This is a genomic window from Pseudoclavibacter sp. Marseille-Q434, from assembly GCF_050315415.1.
Classification (GTDB): Bacteria; Actinomycetota; Actinomycetes; order Actinomycetales; family Microbacteriaceae; genus Pseudoclavibacter.
The window spans coordinates 379,435-395,315 of record NZ_JBNPQH010000001.1; the positions used below are offsets into that span (position 1 = coordinate 379,435).

At 68.2% G+C, this 15,881-nt stretch carries 13 protein-coding genes; 6 read left to right on the forward strand and 7 right to left on the reverse strand.

Going from position 1 to position 15,881, the window contains the following annotated elements; genetic code table 11:
- Positions 1-6 precede the first annotated feature (6 nt).
- Positions 7-984, forward strand: a complete 978-nt coding sequence (locus tag ACQFZP_RS01860; protein WP_104312382.1) for a ribose-phosphate diphosphokinase — start codon at positions 7-9, stop codon at positions 982-984.
- Positions 985-1,078: 94 nt separating this feature from the next.
- On the opposite strand, the gene ACQFZP_RS01865 is transcribed toward ACQFZP_RS01860, so the two are convergent.
- The 3 genes from ACQFZP_RS01865 to ACQFZP_RS01875 form a co-directional block, all read right to left on the reverse strand.
- Entirely contained in the window at positions 1,079-1,684 is a 606-nt protein-coding gene (locus tag ACQFZP_RS01865; RefSeq protein WP_211890158.1) for an HD domain-containing protein, read from the reverse strand.
- Between the two features lie 121 nt (positions 1,685-1,805).
- Positions 1,806-2,879, reverse strand: a complete 1,074-nt coding sequence (locus ACQFZP_RS01870) for an alkene reductase (protein WP_211890159.1) — start codon at positions 2,877-2,879, stop codon at positions 1,806-1,808.
- 169 nt (positions 2,880-3,048) lie between these two features.
- The gene (locus ACQFZP_RS01875; protein WP_104312375.1) at positions 3,049-4,239 is read right to left on the reverse strand and encodes an ROK family protein; all 1,191 of its coding nucleotides are present in this window, start codon (positions 4,237-4,239) and stop codon (positions 3,049-3,051) included.
- A gap of 135 nt (positions 4,240-4,374) precedes the next feature.
- Here ACQFZP_RS01875 and ACQFZP_RS01880 point away from each other — a divergent pair, with 135 nt between their 5' ends.
- From ACQFZP_RS01880 to ACQFZP_RS01895, 4 genes are all read left to right on the forward strand, one after another.
- The gene (locus ACQFZP_RS01880) at positions 4,375-5,655 is read left to right on the forward strand and encodes an ABC transporter substrate-binding protein (RefSeq protein ID WP_307852720.1); all 1,281 of its coding nucleotides are present in this window, start codon (positions 4,375-4,377) and stop codon (positions 5,653-5,655) included.
- A gap of 56 nt (positions 5,656-5,711) precedes the next feature.
- Positions 5,712-6,641 (forward strand): carbohydrate ABC transporter permease, encoded by a 930-nt coding sequence (locus ACQFZP_RS01885; RefSeq protein ID WP_371030932.1) that lies wholly within the window; start codon positions 5,712-5,714, stop codon positions 6,639-6,641.
- Positions 6,641-7,522 (forward strand): carbohydrate ABC transporter permease, encoded by an 882-nt coding sequence (locus tag ACQFZP_RS01890; RefSeq protein WP_211890161.1) that lies wholly within the window; start codon positions 6,641-6,643, stop codon positions 7,520-7,522. The genes ACQFZP_RS01885 and ACQFZP_RS01890 overlap by 1 nt, the downstream gene beginning before the upstream one ends.
- Before the next feature lie 84 nt (positions 7,523-7,606).
- Positions 7,607-9,304, forward strand: a complete 1,698-nt coding sequence (locus ACQFZP_RS01895) for a glycoside hydrolase family 13 protein (protein WP_211890162.1) — start codon at positions 7,607-7,609, stop codon at positions 9,302-9,304.
- A gap of 77 nt (positions 9,305-9,381) precedes the next feature.
- Here the strand turns inward: ACQFZP_RS01895 and ACQFZP_RS01900 are convergent, their stop codons facing one another.
- The 4 genes from ACQFZP_RS01900 to ACQFZP_RS01915 form a co-directional block, all read right to left on the reverse strand.
- Positions 9,382-10,860, reverse strand: a complete 1,479-nt coding sequence (locus ACQFZP_RS01900; protein ID WP_211890163.1) for an HNH endonuclease signature motif containing protein — start codon at positions 10,858-10,860, stop codon at positions 9,382-9,384.
- A gap of 334 nt (positions 10,861-11,194) precedes the next feature.
- A complete protein-coding gene (locus ACQFZP_RS01905) occupies positions 11,195-11,560 on the reverse strand; it encodes a DUF5956 family protein (RefSeq protein WP_211890164.1) in 366 nt (121 codons plus the stop codon).
- Positions 11,561-11,605: 45 nt separating this feature from the next.
- Entirely contained in the window at positions 11,606-12,571 is a 966-nt protein-coding gene (locus tag ACQFZP_RS01910; protein ID WP_211890165.1) for an SDR family NAD(P)-dependent oxidoreductase, read from the reverse strand.
- 45 nt (positions 12,572-12,616) lie between these two features.
- Positions 12,617-14,599 carry a beta-galactosidase gene (locus ACQFZP_RS01915; RefSeq protein WP_211890743.1) on the reverse strand — a complete coding sequence of 661 codons (1,983 nt, stop codon included), beginning with the start codon at positions 14,597-14,599 and terminating at the stop codon, positions 12,617-12,619.
- 90 nt (positions 14,600-14,689) lie between these two features.
- On the opposite strand from ACQFZP_RS01915, the gene ACQFZP_RS01920 reads away from it, so the two are divergent.
- Positions 14,690-15,721 (forward strand): aldo/keto reductase, encoded by a 1,032-nt coding sequence (locus ACQFZP_RS01920; protein WP_211890166.1) that lies wholly within the window; start codon positions 14,690-14,692, stop codon positions 15,719-15,721.
- Positions 15,722-15,881 lie beyond the last annotated feature (160 nt).

Genomic DNA, 15,881 nt, shown 5'->3' on the forward strand with positions numbered 1-15,881 from the left:
TACAGCGTGTCTGGCATCATCACCTCCACTGAGAAACGACTTGTTCTCGTCTCCGGCAGGGCTCATCCCGAGCTGGCCGAAGCAGTCGCGGCAGAACTCGGCATCGAGCTCGGGGAGACCGAGTCGCGCACTTTCGCGAACGGCGAGATCTACGCTCGCTACGGGGAGAGCATGCGAGGGGCCGACGTGTTCGTGCTCCAGTCGCATTGCCCGCCGATCAACGAGTGGCTGATGGAGCAGCTCATCATGCTCGACGCGCTCAAGCGTGCGTCGGCGAAGCGCATCACGGTCGTGGCTCCCTTCTACCCGTATGCGCGTCAGGACAAGAAGGGTCGCGGCCGTGAGCCGATCTCGGCCCGCCTCGTCGCCGACCTCTTCAAGGCCGCTGGTGCCGACCGCATCATGTCGGTCGACCTGCACGCGCCGCAGGTGCAGGGCTTCTTCGACGGCCCCGTCGACCACCTGTTTGCAATGCCGGTGCTGCTCGAGCACTTCCGTCAGAAGCTCGACCCGGCGACGCTCACCGTCGTGTCGCCCGACATGGGCCGCGTGCGCGTCGCCGACGTCTGGAGCGACCAGCTGGATGCGCCGCTCGCGATCATCCACAAGCGCCGTGACCCGAAGGTCGCGAACCAGGTGAGCGTGCACGAGATCGTCGGTGACGTCGAGGGCCGCGTGTGCCTGCTCGTCGACGACCTCATCGACACCGGTGGAACCATCGTCAAGGCCGCGGAGGCTCTCAAGGCCGCCGGCGCGATCGGTGTCGTGGTCGCCGCGACGCACGCCGTCTTCTCGCACCCGGCCGTCGAGCGTCTCAGCTCGGACGCCATCGACGAGGTCGTCGTCACCGACACGCTGCCGCTCCCGCCCGAGAAGCGCTTCGACAAGCTCACGATCCTGCCGATCGCGCCGACCCTCGCTCGCGCGATCACCGAGGTCTTCACGGACGGCTCGGTCACGTCGATGTTCGACGGCGCCGCGTAGGCGGACGAGCCTCCAGAACGCACAGACGCCCCGGCGGAACCACTCGGTTCCGTCGGGGCGTCTGGCGTTTGCGTGAGCCGATGCTGCAGGCTTGCTACCGGAGGCGCTCGAGCGGGTTCTCCTCGAGCTTGCGGAGCAGCCCGCCGTCGACGAGCCTGCGGGCTGAGGTCGTCGGCTTTCGCGACGCCTGGTCGGTGACGCACCTGCCGAACTCGGCGGCGAGGGTGCCGCGCGGGTGCGCCGTGAGGACTTCCCGCAGGAACACCTCGGGCAGCGCGTCGGGTTGGCTACCCGTGATGTCGAGGCCGGTGGCGCGCTCGAGCAGGTACCCCTCGAGGTCGAGTTCCGGGTCGACGCTCGGCCAGTTGTGCCGCACGATGACGTCGAGGACCCGGTGGCGGCGCTCGGCGGGCCAGCCGGCGCCGGCTGTCAGGGCGACGGCGACGTGCCCGCCGGCGTGCTCGTACGAGACGGTGTGGTTGTCGTACTCGGTCACCGTTCCGAGGTCGTGCAGGACGGCGGCCACGTAGAGGAGTTCGTGGTCGATGCCGGTGCGGCCCTCGGCCGCCGCGATGCCCTCGGCCCACAGCCACGACCGCAGGGCGTGCGCGGTGATGGCGGCCGACTGGTATTCGGTGGCCAGCTCGAGGGCACCGCGAGCGGCAGCCGTGTCCGGCACAGGGAAGTCAGCGATGCGCATGGCCAACTGTCGCACAGTGGGAGGGTCGTGTCGTGAGGGGGCGTCGCGCTCGCAGAGAGGGGCCCGCCCGATGACTCGACGTCATCGGACGGGCCCCGCTGTGGTGCTCAGTCGGTGGTGGCTACGCGGAGAGCCGCGGGTAGTCGGTGTATCCGACCGCGCTGTCGCCGTAGAAGGTCGCCGGGTTCGGCTCGTTCTCGGGGTGCTCGCCGAGCCAGCGCTCGACGAGATCGGGGTTGGCGATCGCGAGGCGACCGACGGCGACGGCGTCGGCGTTGCCCTCCTTGACGAGGTTGACGGCTTCCTCGCGGGTCGTGACACGGCTGAAGCCGCTGTTCGCGATGAAGGCGCCGCCGAAGCGTACACGCAGGTCCTGCACGAGCTCGCCCTCGGGGTCGCTGTGGAGCACGCTCAGGTAGGCGAGGCCGAGGGGTGCGAGGCCGTCGGCGACGGCGTCGTAGGTCGCGCGCACGTCGGCGTCGTCGGTCTCGACGACGTCCTGGATGTTGTGGGCGGGCGAGAGGCGCAGGCCCACGCGGCCGGCCCCGATCGCTTCCGCGACGGCCGCGGTGACCTCGACCACAAAGCGAGCGCGCGCCTCGGGGGAGCCGCCGTACTCGTCGGTGCGCTGGTTGGATACGGGGGACAGGAACTCGTGCAGGAGGTACCCGTTGGCGCCGTGGATCTCGACGCCGTCGAGGCCTGCCTCGATGGCGCGGCGGGCCGCATCCACGAACTCCTCGCGAACATCGGCGAGCTCGGCCGTCGTGAGGGCGTGCGGGACCGGGTACGGCTTCTTGCCGTTGGGTGTGCGCACCTCGCCGTCGATCGCGATGGCGCTCGGGGCGACGATGCGGGACGTGCCCGTGATGTCGGGGTGCGAGACGCGTCCGCCGTTCATGATCTGCATGACGATGCGGCCACCCTTGGCGTGCACGGCCTCGGCGACTCGGCGCCAGCCTTCGGTCTGCTCGGGGGTGACGATGCCCGGCTGGCCGGGGTAGGAGCGAGACTCGGCGCTCGGGTACGTGCCCTCGGTGATGATGAGGCCCAGGCTGGCGCGCTGCGCGTAGTGCTCCGCCACAAGCTCACCCGGTACACCCTCCGCGCTCGCACGTGTGCGAGTCAGCGGCGCCATGACGACGCGGTTGGCGAGCTGGATGTCGCCGAGGGTCAAAGGAGAGAAGAGGTCCACTGATAGTGCCTTTCGGATCGGGGGCTGAGCGCTGGTGCGTTGCCCCCCAGATCGAACAGCACGGTTGCTCGCCGCATTCCACGTCGGTGTGTTGCCGGGCGGTGAGCATTCGGTCTCTTCACCTGCGGATGGTCAGGATTCAGGACCCCAGGGGTTCAGATCCACAGCGCTACAGGTCGAGGATGCCGTCGCGCAGTGAGCGAAGCGCGTGCTGGACGGCGCCCACGGAGACCACGCCGGCTCCGAGCTCGGAGCGGACGAGCTCTGGCACCGGCAGGTGCAGGAGCGCCGGCAGCTCCTCGCGGGCCGCCGCGATGAGGCCGTCGGCTCCGGGTGCGACGCCGCCGGCGATGATGACCCGTTCGGGATCGAACAGGCTGGCCACGAGTCCGACGATGCGCGCGAGGACGCCGCCGACTTCGGCGACGATGCGGAGGGCATCGATGTCGCCCTCGTTCGCCGCCTCGAGGACGAGCTTGCCGTTGATCTCGTGGGGTGGGACGCCGAGCAGGGCGCTGTTCGGCGCCACTGCGTTCTGCTCGACGGCTGTCCGCGCGAGGCGTGCGGCGCGAAGCCCCAATCCGTCGACACCCTCCGCTCCAGCGACGAGGTCGAGGCCGAGCATCTCACCGACCCCGCCGTGCGCGCCGCGCAGCAGGCGTCCGTCGACGACGATGCCAGCGCCGAACCGCTCGCCGCTGAGGAACGTGACGAAGTCGCTGCAGTCGACGCCTCCTCCCACGCTGCCCTCGGCGACGGCCGCGAGCAGGGCGTCGTTCTCGACGCGGATGATCGGGACCTGGTCCTCGAAGACGGTGGCGAAGTCGGGGTTGGTGCGCTGCCAGAACCCCTCGACGTGCGCGGGGGAGGTGCCGCGGGCGTCCACGGGCGCCGGGACACCGACACACAGGGCGGCCACCTGATCGATGGTGTGCCTGGTCGTAGACAGCTGGTCGGTGACGACCTTCCGGAGGAGCGCTCGCCGGGTCTCAGGGGAGTCAGCGCCCGGGTCGACCTCGACCTGGCCGGAGCTGATGGTGATGCCGCGGAGGTTCGACACAGTCGTGGTCAGGTGCTCGCGTCCCGCGTCGACGCCGACCACGATGCCAGCGTCGGCCGTGAACTCAAACCGCCTAGCCGGGCGCCCCTTCTGGTAGCTGCCGTCCTCGCGGGCATTCGGCAGCTCGGTGACGAGGCCGCAGCCGGCGAGCTCGTCGAGCAGGTCGATGATCGTCGACCGAGTGAGGCCGATGCTCAAGGCCTCGGTTGCCGTGAACGCTCCTGAATCCCATGCGTACTCGAGCAGCAGCTGCAGGTTCGCGCGCTTGAGGGGCGCTGGGGTGGCGGGGAGTCTGAACACGGTGTTGACCTTTCGCTGGCCGTCGGCTTACATTACCTCCAGTAGTAAATTTAGACACAAAATTTAGTGTTCGTTTCAATGTCTGGCCTCCCCGAATCTCCCTAGGGCTGCCAGCTCAGCCCAAGGGACAATGACGTGCCATCACCATCGAAACGCTTCCGGCCCCGCACCCTGCTCCGCGCCCTCGTGGCCACGCTTGTGCTCGTGCTCGCCGGCTCCGGCCTCGTGGCCTGCAGCAGCACCGGCCCGACCGAGGTGCGCTTCTTCCTCAGCAAGCCAGAGGCCATCCCGTACTTCCGCGAGCTCATCCAGGACTACAACTCCTCGCAGAGTGAGGTTCGCGTCGTGCTCGACACCTCCTCGAACCTGCAGGCCGGCTTCCTCCGGGGCAACCCGCCGGACCTCGGACTCCTCAACTACAACATGGAGATGGCTCGGTTCATGGAGCGCGGCGCGCTCTCCGACCTCTCCGACCTGCCGGAGGCCGAACGCATCCTGCCGGAGATCCAGGACCTCGTCGACCAGTACGCGAGCTACCCGGGACGCACGAGCGTGCTGCCCTACTCGGTGATGGCCGCATCCGTCATCTACAACAAGGACATCTTCGAGGAGCAGGGCCTCGAGGTCCCGACGACCTACAGCGAGCTCATCGAGGTCTGCGAGCAGCTCAAGGAGGCGGGCATCGACCCCTTCTACGCGACTTTCAAGGACCCGTGGACCGTGAGTCAGGGCTGGTTCGACTACACCGTGGGTGGCTCCATCGACGTCGCTGGCTTCTACGACGAGCTCAACGAGCTCGGTACCGAAGTCGGCCCGGACTCACCCGTCTCGTTCGAGTCGACCATGACCGACTCCGTCACCCGCATGACCGAGCTCGCGAGCGAGTACACGAACGCGGACGCCGGCAGCCGGGGCTATGGCGACGGCAACGTGGCCTTCGCGGAAGGCAAGGCCGGCATGTACCTGCAGGGCCCGTGGGCGCTCGGCGAGATCGCCAAGACGAACCCGGATGCGAACCTCGGTATGTTCCCGCTGCCCATGACCGAGAACGCCGACGACCGCGAGGTGCGCGTCAACATCGACCTCGCCGCCTGGATCCCCGAAGCCTCGAAGCACAAGGAGGAGGCGCGCGAGTTCCTGCAGTACCTCTTCCAGCCGGACATCATCAACGCCTACAACGCCGCACAGCTCGGCTTCGGCACCACGGTCGACGCCGACCCGGTCACCGACCCGCGGCTCGTCGAGCTCCAGCCGTACTACGAGAGTGCCGCCTTCTACCAAGGCCCGTCAAAGGCGATCCCGCTGACGATCCCCACCGAGAACTACATGCAGGGACTCGTCACCGGGGGAGCGAGCGTCGAATCGACGCTCAGCACACTCGACGCCGACTGGGCCCGCCTCGCGCTGCGCCAATAGATCCGCTCATGGAAACGGGCAGCACCACTCGATCACGAACCGGAATGGAGACAACAGTGTCGACCACCACCGAGGCGATCCGCACCGACGAAGCCCAGCGGGCAGGCAAGAAGCTCAGGCCACGCAGCACACGTCGAGTCGACCGGGTCTTCTACCTCTTCCTCGTCCCGACGCTCGTGCTGTTCACGATCGCCATCACGATCCCCGCCGTCATCGGCATCTTCTTCAGCTTCACGAACTCCATCGGCTTCGGCGAGTGGAACTTCGTCGGCGTCACCAACTACATCGCCATGTTCGGCGACCCCGCCATCTGGCAGAGCTACGGCTTCACGATGGGCTTCGCGGCCGTCACCGTGATCCTCGTCAACGTGCTCGCGTTCCTCCTGGCGGTGGGGCTCGTGGCGCGCATCCGTCTCAAGGCCCCGCTGCGCACCGTGTTCGTGATCCCCATGGTCATCTCGGGAATCGTCATCGCGTTCGTGTTCAACTTCCTGTTCTCCAACGCGGTGCCGGCCCTCGGGCAGAGCCTCAACATCCCGTGGCTCTCGGAGAGTATCCTCGCGAACCCCAACCTCGCCTGGATCGGGATCGTCATCGTCACGGCCTGGCAGGCGATTCCCGGCACGCTGCTCATCTACATCGCGGGCCTCCTCGCGGTGCCCGGGGACGTGTACGAGGCCGCCGAGCTCGACGGTGCGACGAAGCTGCAGCAAATGATGCAGATCACGCTGCCGCTCGTCGCGGGCTACGTCGTCATCAACGTCATCCTCGGGTTCAAGAACTTCCTCAACGCCTACGACATCATCGTCGGCCTCACCGACGGCGGCCCGGGCACGTCGACTCGAAGCATCGCAATGACTATCTTCACCGGCTTCAGCGGTGGCGACTACGCCTACCAGATGGCTAACGCGACGTTCTTCTTCGTGATCGTCGTCGTCATCTCCCTTCTCCAGCTCCGCCTCACCCAGGGAAAGAACCAACTCTGATGGCCCTTCAGCAACCCATCGTCGGCCGCGCCAGCTTGGCCCCGGCGAACAAGAACTTCGGCGGGCGGAACCGATGGTCGACGACGATCATCCTGCTTCTGTGCGCCGTGACCGTGCTCATCCCGCTCTACGTGACCGTGGTGACCGCCTTCAAGACGACGTCGCAGGCCGTGAGCGGCAACGTCTTCGCGCTGCCGGCGCCGTTCAGCGTCGACGGCTTCGTCGAGGCCTGGAACCTCACGAACTTCCCGCAGGCCTTCGGCGTCTCCGTGTTCATCACGGCGGGCACGGTGGCCGGCGTGATCCTGCTCGCGGCGCTCGCGTCGTACGCCATCACGCGCAACTGGAACCACCGCTTCTTCCGGGGGTCGTTCTACTACCTGCTCGCGGCGATGTTCCTGCCGTTCCCGGCGGTCGCGCTGCCGCAGATCCAGATGAGCGGACTCTTCGGCCTCGACAACCCGGTCGGCGTCATCATCCTGCACGTCATGTTCCAGCTGAGCTTCTCGATCCTGCTCTTCACCGCGTTCCTGCGGTCGATCCCGGGCGAGCTCGAAGAGAGCGCGCGCATCGACGGGGCCAGCACCTGGCAGACGTTCTGGCGGGTCATCTTCCCGCTGCTCGCCCCGATGAGCGCCACGGTCGGCATCTTCGCCTTCCTCGCGTCCTGGAACGACTTCATGATGCCGTCGCTCATCATCTCCGACCCGGCGATGCAGACGCTGCCCGTCGTGCAGAAGATCTTCCAGACGCAGTTCAGCAACAACTACAACGTGTCCTTCGCCTCCTACCTCATGGCGATGGCGCCCGCCCTGATCGCCTACCTGTTCACGCAGCGGTGGGTCATGGAGGGCGTCACGCAGGGCGCGGTCAAGGGCTGAACGCATCCCCGGCCAGCGCCTCCTCCTCCCAAGCAACGCCTCTCTCACCCCAGACCACCAACAACCCCAAGGAATACTTCGACTATGAGCTCGACCTTCTCGGCAGAGACCGACGTCCTCACCCGCTCCCACCCGCACGACGCCGACTGGTGGCGTCAGGCGGCTGTCTACCAGATCTACCCGCGCAGCTTCGCGGACGCGAACGGCGATGGGCTCGGCGACCTGCCCGGCATCACCGCGAAGGTGCCGTACCTGCAGGGGCTCGGCATCGATGCCGTCTGGCTCAGCCCCTTCTACCCTTCGGAGCTCGCCGACGGCGGCTACGACGTCGCCGACTACCGGAACGTGGATGCGCGTCTGGGCACGCTCGACGACTTCGACGTCATGGTCGCGGCCCTCCACGGCGCAGGGATCCGCGTGATCGTGGACATCGTGCCCAACCACTCGTCGGATCAGCACGCGTGGTTCCAGGCTGCCCTCGCGGCGGGGCCGGGGTCGCCGGAGCGCGAGCGCTACATCTTCCGTGACGGGAAGGGGCCGGATGGAGCCGAGGCGCCGACCGACTGGGAGTCGGTATTCGGCGGACCGGCCTGGCACCGGGTCGAGGACGGCCAGTGGTACTTCCACAACTTCGCGGTCGAGCAGCCCGATTTCAACTGGGCGAACCCGGAGGTGCGCGAGGACTTCCTGCACACGCTGCGCTTCTGGTCGGATCGTGGCGTCGACGGCTTCCGCATCGACGTCGCCCACATGCTGACGAAGGACCTCAGCGGGGAGCTGCCGACGAAGGCTCAGCTCGACGCGCTGCCCTTCGACGGACACCACCCGATCATCGACCGTGACGACGTGCACGAGGTGTACGCCGAGTGGCGCAAGGTGTTCGATTCGTATGACCCGCCGCGCACGGCGGTCGCGGAGGCGTGGGTTGAGCGTGACCGTCGGCCGCGCTACGCGAGCCCGGAGGGGCTCGGGCAGGCGTTCAACTTCGACCTTCTGGAAGCCGACTTCGAGGCGGCGCAGTTCTCGAGCATCGTCGCGGACAATCTCGAGCTGGCGGAGCGTTCCGGTTCGTCGACCACCTGGGTGCTGTCGAACCATGACGTGGTGCGGCACGCGACCCGGTACGGCCTCCCGCATGCGGAGCGGAACGAGAAGGGGCACCCCCTCGTGAAGCACGGCTCGGAGTGGCTGCTCTCTGGTGGTGCGCGTCCGACGCTCGACGCTGAGGGCGGCCTGCGTCGTGCTCGCGCGGCGACGCTGTTCACGCTCGGGCTGCCGGGTTCGGCGTACCTCTATCAGGGTGAGGAGCTCGGTCTTCACGAGGTCGCCGAGATCCCGGACGCTGACCGCCAGGATCCGACGTTCTTCCGCAACCCGGGGGTGGACATCGGTCGCGATGGCTGCCGTGTTCCCCTGCCCTGGGCGGCCGAGGGCCGGTCGTTCGGCTTCGGGGAAGCTGATGGGCACCTTCCTCAGCCTGAGTGGTTCGGTGCGTCGGCCGTCGAAGTGCAGGATGGCGATGCGAGCTCTGTGCTCGCGCTCTACCGCCGTGCGCTTGCGCTCCGTCACGAGCTGCAGAGCGGGGAGCATCTTGAGTGGCTGCCGAGCGATCGGGGCGACGTTCTTCGTTTCTCTCGCCCGAACGGGTGGGAGGTCGTCACGAACTTCGGCGCAGAACCCTTCGATCTGGGTTCCGATGCCGAGGTTCTGCTGCGCAGCGACCTCGGGGATGGCACGACGCTGGCGGGGGAGACCACCGCCTGGGTGCGCCGCCGCGGGTAGCCAGCCCAGACTGCCACTGTGGCGCGCCCCCTCTCGACCAGGGAGTGGGGCGCATCTCAGCGCAGGGCATCGTCGGGTCAGAACGGTGGTGTCATCGGCAGGTGCCCGAGCCTCGACGATGGGTCGTCGGATTGTCGCGGTCCTGGTTCGCGGTCCGGGTCCTTGCGAAGTCGTGGGAGCTCATCCGTCGGTCTGAAGAGTTGGTCGGTTGGTCTGAAGATCACGCCGTGTGGTTCGGGTCTGCTGATGTAGATCTTCCCGCTTGGTGTGGTCCATTCGAGGACGCCGCCGCCGAGCTGTCTGACTTTCCAGGCGGTGTGGTGCTTGACGATGTGGTGGTTCTTGCAGAAGTCGCTGAGGTTCCAGACCGCGGTCTTGCCGCCGTGCTGGTAGTCCTCGGTGTGGTCGAGCTCGCACCTCACGGCGGGTTGTCGGCAGCCGATGAAGCGGCAGTGGATGTCGCGGGCCTGCAGGAATGCGCGCATCGCCGCGGTGGGCTTGTAGGAGTCGACGGCTTGTACGGCCCCGGTGATGGGGTGCGTGAGGACGCGGAGGAAGGCTGGTGCGGTCGCGGCGAGGCGTTTCGCGTCCTCGATCGGCATGGGTGTCATCCCGTCGAGCAGCGCGGGCGCCCGGCCCGGCTGGTCGCTGGCGGGGTCGCTGTCGGCGAGTACCGTCGTGATCGGGATCGAGAGCTGCACGTTGGCCTGGATGCCGGCGGCGGCGGAGTTGCCCATCGGATCGCTGGTGAGGAGCATGTCGGCGACGACGTCGGACATGACCTCGTTCAGACTCCGCTCGTCCAGGGCCGCGGCACTCTCCGCCCCGCTGTCGACACCACTGTTCAGCTCAGACGCAAGGGCAGGGTCATCGCCTGCGCGAGCATGGTCGACGGCGGCCCCGAACGCACTCGCGGATTCGGACGCGGAACTTGACGACCCCGAGCTGTCTTGGTCTCCGACCTTCTGGCGCGCCTTGATGATCGCGAGCGCCTGCTTCCGCACCCGGTCGCGGATCGCGTGCGCGACGAACGTGTCCGTCGTGACCCGAATGATGCTCATGCCGTCGCCAAGATCTTCGACCGTCGCTCGGCGCTGCAGCCTCGCCCGCGTATGCCGCTGATCGATGGACTCGCCAGTCAGCTCCTCCGCGACCCGCTCCGCGGCCTTCCGCAGTGCCTGCGGCGGCAACGGCTCCCGCCGCACGCGCTCGAGCATCACCTCCACGAACAGCGCCCGCCGCTCCGCCTGCTCGACCGGATCCTCGTGGTTGACTTTGAGGCCTACCTCGACGAGCTTGTGCACCTGCGCGGGCGTCACGACGTTCTCGTCCAACGCGACCGCCAAGGCAGGGAAGTCCTGCTGCGTCATCGACGCGAGCGCCAGCTGTCCCTGAGCAGCCCCGGACGTCACCTGCATGACCAGCGCAACCTCGTTCGCGATCGACCGCACATGCATCGCCGACTCCGCGCACCCCTCCGCCGCATCCAACGCGTGACCGAAGTCGTACGCCGCAGCGTGCGCCCGCAACTGCAACGCGGACCCTGCCGCGATCATCGCGGCCGCCCGCTCCTCCAACGCCAGAATGTCCGACCTACGCGCAGCAACAGACGCCGGATCCGAAGGGTCGAACCCCGGATCCGAAACGTCGGAGGAGCGGTGCTGTTGCATGACCCCAACGCTACGGACAACCACCGACATTCTGCAGATTCGCGGATAACTTTTCTTCCAACTGAGGTTCCCGTGAAGGGAGGCCCGTGGTCGTTGCACAGGAATCACGACGAGGCGACGAGTCGATCGTCGTCTCGGTAGGCCCACCTCGTGCGCTGATCAGAACGCAACCGCACCCGGGGGGTCTTCTTCCCCTTCGATACCCGAGCGCGTCTCGCATCTATCCGCGTCCCGGCTCCGCCAGCATCTCCCGCAGCGCGGTCAGCATTCGCTGGGCCGCGAGGCGCCCGTTGTTCGGGTCGATCGCGTGGTGGGCGGCCATGCACGCTCCGTGCAGCCTGCCCTCATCGACTCCTGCGGGCAGACTGATCTCCCAGTCGACGCCGAATGGCTGCTCGGGAACGCCCGCGTGAGCGAGGTATTCGGCGGTCGTGACATGGATGAGCGTGCGGATCTCGTCCGTGGCGGGCTCCAGCGGGTGCCCGTCTCGGCTGTGGGTGGGGTACGTCGCGGGCCGCTGGGACACGTACTCGGGGCCAGCCAGGTACGCGATGAGCGCCGTCCACCCGTTCAGGTCGAGGTGCACACGCGTTCCTGCGCGTGTGCTCTCAGTCGGGAAGTCGCTCCACTTTCAGGTTGGCAACTCGGGCTCGGCAGGCCGGGACGCCTCATCGGCGAGGAGCGACTCGGAGAGCTCCCACAGGCGCCGCGCGGCAGTCTCGTCGAGCGCGTGGGCGACGACGCCGTGAACGCCGTCGACGATCTCATCGACCACCTTCGCCGGGTGGCAGTCCTCGTAGTAGGCGGGCGTGCCTGGTCCAAGCGTTGCGAGCGTCGCGACGAACACCGAAGTCGCGGCGCCCTGCTCCGGCGTCTTGGTCGGGAAGCGCCGCTTCATGTCGGCCAGCACCTCCGGGTCCCAGTGTCGCTGCAGGTTGGTCCAGATCCCACCCGGCATGAGCGCCGCTGCCGCGATGCCGCGGTCCGCCCAGCGTCTGGTCGCCTCGAGCGCGAACAGCACGTTCGCGGTCTTCGACTGGCCGTAGGCGAGCCCGCGGTCGTACGCATCTCGCACGAAGAACGGGTCGTCGAAGCGGATGCCGCTCGAGGCGTGGCCGCTCGAGCTCACGGCCACGATGCGCGCGTTTCCCGCCTCGGTGAGTGCGGGAAGGAGGGCGTTGGCGAGCGCGAAGTGCCCGAGGTGGTTGACCGCGAACTGCAGCTCCCAGCCGTCCGGGGTGCGGAGCTCCGGGGTGTGCATGATCCCCGCGTTGTTGATGAGCAGGTCCAGGGGTCCCGCCCAAGTTGAGGCCAGCTCACGCACCGTGGCGAGGTCGGCGAGGTCGAGGTGCACTACCCGGATGTCGTCGTTGCCGGTGGAGGCTCGCAGCTCGGCCGCAGCACGCTCGCCCGCCTCGGTGTCCCGCACGGCGAGCGTGACGTGCGCGCCCGCCGCCGCGAGCGCCCGGGCCGTCTCGACGCCGATCCCGGAACTCGCCCCGGTGACGAGCGCCGTCTTGCCGCTGAGGTCCACGCCTTCGACCACTTCGAGGGCGGTTGATGCTGCGTCGAACGTGGGGGAGTCCGCTTCCGTCATGGTCTGTTCCTACCAGTTCAGCGTTGCGGATCCCTGGTCGGGCCGTCAGGACTGCGCGTGAGGGACGGCCACGACGCGGACGCTGCCCGCTGGCACTGGATCGTCCGACGAGACCGACTCGCCCGTCAGCAGGTCATGCCCCGAGATCCCGGCCCTCGCATCCTGCGCTCCGTGGTTGATCTGGAACACGTAGTCGACGCCGTCACCGCGGCGCACGACGCGCTCGACGTCGCCGACGGGGGAGTAGTCGACCGCCGCACCGTCGAGCACCCGCGTCACGAATCCGTCGAGGTCGGCGCCGTCGAGCGCGGTGGCGAGGTACCAGGCCGTGCCGTCGCCGAAGCTGTTCTTGGTGACCGCCGGACGGCCGACGCCCGGGCCGTCGGCGAACTCGGCGACGCTCGTGGCGCCCCGCAGCTCGATGTCGTCGCTCCAGACGCGCCCGCGCGCACCGTCGCTGAGCGTGATCCGCTCGCCGGCCCGCAGGGGCAGGAACTCCTCGATGACGAGGCCGAGCACCTCACGGAGCTGGCCGGGGTATGGGCCGGTGGGGACATCGTCGTTGCTCGACACGATGCCGGAGAAGTAGGAGAACGCCAGCGTGCCGCCCTGCGCCGCGTACTCGCGCAGGTTCGCTGCCGCGTCGTCTTCGATGAGGTAGAGCGCGGGGGCGAAGACGACGTCGTACCTCGTGAGGTCGGCGGCGGGATGCACGAAGTCGACCGTGACCCCGCGGCGCCAGAGCGCCGCGTAGAAGGCCTCGATGCGCTCCCGGTGGTCGAGGTCGACCGAGGGGCGCCAGTCGAGATCCTGCGCCCAGAACGACTCCCAGTCCCAGGCGATCGCGACCCGCGCATCCACTCGCGAGCCGAGAACCGGCGCCAGGGCGGCGACGTCGGCGCCGAGCGCCACCGACTCCCGCCACTTGCGCGACGTCGCGCCGGCCTGCGGGATGAGGGCCGAGTGGAACTTCTCGGCGCCCCTCTGCCCGGCCCGCACCTGGAAGAAGAGCACCGCGTCGGCGCCGCGGGCCGCGTGGGCGAGGCTGTTGCGACGCATCTCGCCCGGTCGCTTCGCGATGTTGCGCGGCTGCCAGTTCACCGCCGACGTCGAGTGCTCCATGAGGATCCACGGCTTGCCCCGCGCGAGTGAGCGGGTGAGGTCGGCGGCCCGGGACAGCTGGATGTGGTTGTCCTGCTGCTCGGCGGAGAGGTAATGGTCGTTGGCGACGATGTCGACCTCGTCGGCCCACCGCCAGAGGTCGACGCTGGGGCACATGCCGGCCATGAAGTTCGTCGTGATCGGCTGCGAGGCGTGCTCGCGGATCGCGTCACGCTCGGCCTTGAAGCACTCGAGCAGTGCCGCCGAGCTGAACCGTGCGAAGTCGAGGCGGTGGGCGGGGTTGCTTGCCGTGCCCGAGGTTCGCGGCGCATCGATCTCCTCCCAGGCGCCGTAGCGCTGACCCCAGAAGTTCGTGCCCCACGCCACGTTGAGGGTCTCGAGCGTCGCGTAGTGCTCCTGCAGCCACGCCTGGAACGCCGTGACGGAGGCGTCGTCGTAGCTCTCCGTGACCGGGGTGCCGTATTCGTTGTGGACATGCCAGAGCACAACTGCCGGATGCTCGGAATAGCGCTCGGCGAGCTTCGCCGCGATCGCCGTCGCGGCGCGTCGGTACTCGGGGGAGCTCGGGCTGACGATGCCGCGCGACCCGAAGGCGAGGGGCATGCCGTCGCGCGTCACGGCTCTCGAATGCGGGTACTTCCGGTAGAACCAGGCTGGCGGCGAGGCCGTCGGGGTCGCGAGGTCGACGTCGATGCCTGCGGTGTGCAGGAGGTCGATGATCTCGTCGAGCACCGCGAAGTCGTAGACGCCTTCCTCCGGCTCGAGGAGCGCCCACGAGAAGATGCCGATGCTGACGAGGTTCACGCCGGCGTCTCGCATGAGGCGGATGTCCTCATCCCACACCTCGCGGGGCCACTGCTCTGGATTGTAGTCGCCGCCGAAGCGGACTGTCTGGCGGCCGGGCATCCACGTCGATGTCTTCACCCGAACGAGCTTACGTCATCGTAAACGAGGCACGCCATTGACTTACGAATGCGAAAGTGGCTGAATCGGACCATGACCGCAGTCGCGCACTCCGAGTACACCGCCGCCGCCGATCGATACGAGCGGATGCGCTACGCACGAGCGGGGCGAAGCGGGTTGAAGCTCCCCGAGCTCTCCCTCGGCCTGTGGCACAACTTCGGCCGCGAGCGGCCGGTCGAGACGCAGCGCGCGATCATCCGCCGAGCGTTCGACCTCGGCATCACCCACTTCGATCTCGCGAACAACTACGGGCCGCCGCCAGGGTCGGCGGAGGTGAACTTCGGTCGGATCCTCGCGGCCGACCTCTCCGCCCACCGGGACGAGATCATCGTGTCGTCGAAGGCCGGCTACGCGATGTGGCCAGGACCGTATGGCGAGTGGGGCTCGCGGAAGAGCGTGCTCGCGTCGCTCGACCAGTCGCTCGCTCGCCTCGGCCTCGACTACGTCGACATCTTCTACTCGCATCGCTTCGATCCCGAGACGCCGCTCGAGGAGACCATGGGAGCGCTCGCGACTGCCGTCACCTCCGGGCGCGCACTCTATGTCGGGGTCTCGAACTACGACCCCGCCCAGACGCGCGAGGCCGCGCGCATCCTGGCGAGCCACGGCATCCCGCTCACGATCCACCAGCCGCGCTACTCCATGTTCGACCGCCACATCGAGCGGGGCCTGCTCCCGGCGCTCGATGAGGTGGGAGCTGGCGGGATCGTCTTCTCACCGCTCGCGCAGGGCCTGCTCACCGATCGCTACCTCGACGGCGAGGTGCCCGAGAACTCGCGCGCTGCCACGTCGAGATTCCTCCCAGCCGCTGGCATCGACGACGAGTACCTCGCGCGGGCTCGCGCGCTGAACGAGATCGCCGCCGGCCGCGGCCAGACGCTCGCGCAGCTCGCCCTGAGCTGGGTGCTGCGCCACCCGCAGGTCACGAGCGCGCTCATCGGTGCCTCGAGCGTCGCGCAGCTCGAGCAGAACGTCGCCGCGTTGGATGCCCCCGGGCTCACGGAAGCCGAGCTCGCGGAGATCGACCCACTGGCGGTGGACGGCACGGGCCAGGTCGCCAGGTAGGTGCCGGCTGAGACGGTGCTCGGTCTCGTCGATCGGGTGCGTCTGGCCGGCCCGTGCTGATCTCCTCCTGCCCCGTTCCCTGAGTGTCCGCCGAGAGCCACAGGAACTTTGTGACGCTCCGGCGTCGGCGCACGTCTCCTCTGTAACGCCCCCGATCGGT

Excerpts from the sequence above, each read along its gene's own strand:
- ACQFZP_RS01915 (WP_211890743.1), bottom strand. The coding sequence starts at position 14,599 with ATGCCCGGCCGCCAGACAGTCCGCTTCGGCGGCGACTACAATCCAGAG.
- ACQFZP_RS01900 (WP_211890163.1), bottom strand. The coding sequence starts at position 10,860 with ATGATCGCGGCAGGGTCCGCGTTGCAGTTGCGGGCGCACGCTGCGGCG.
- ACQFZP_RS01910 (WP_211890165.1), bottom strand. The coding sequence starts at position 12,571 with ATGACGGAAGCGGACTCCCCCACGTTCGACGCAGCATCAACCGCCCTC.
- ACQFZP_RS01895 (WP_211890162.1), top strand. The coding sequence starts at position 7,607 with ATGAGCTCGACCTTCTCGGCAGAGACCGACGTCCTCACCCGCTCCCAC.
- ACQFZP_RS01865 (WP_211890158.1), bottom strand. The coding sequence starts at position 1,684 with ATGCGCATCGCTGACTTCCCTGTGCCGGACACGGCTGCCGCTCGCGGT.
- ACQFZP_RS01890 (WP_211890161.1), top strand. The coding sequence starts at position 6,641 with ATGGCCCTTCAGCAACCCATCGTCGGCCGCGCCAGCTTGGCCCCGGCG.
- ACQFZP_RS01920 (WP_211890166.1), top strand. The coding sequence starts at position 14,690 with ATGACCGCAGTCGCGCACTCCGAGTACACCGCCGCCGCCGATCGATAC.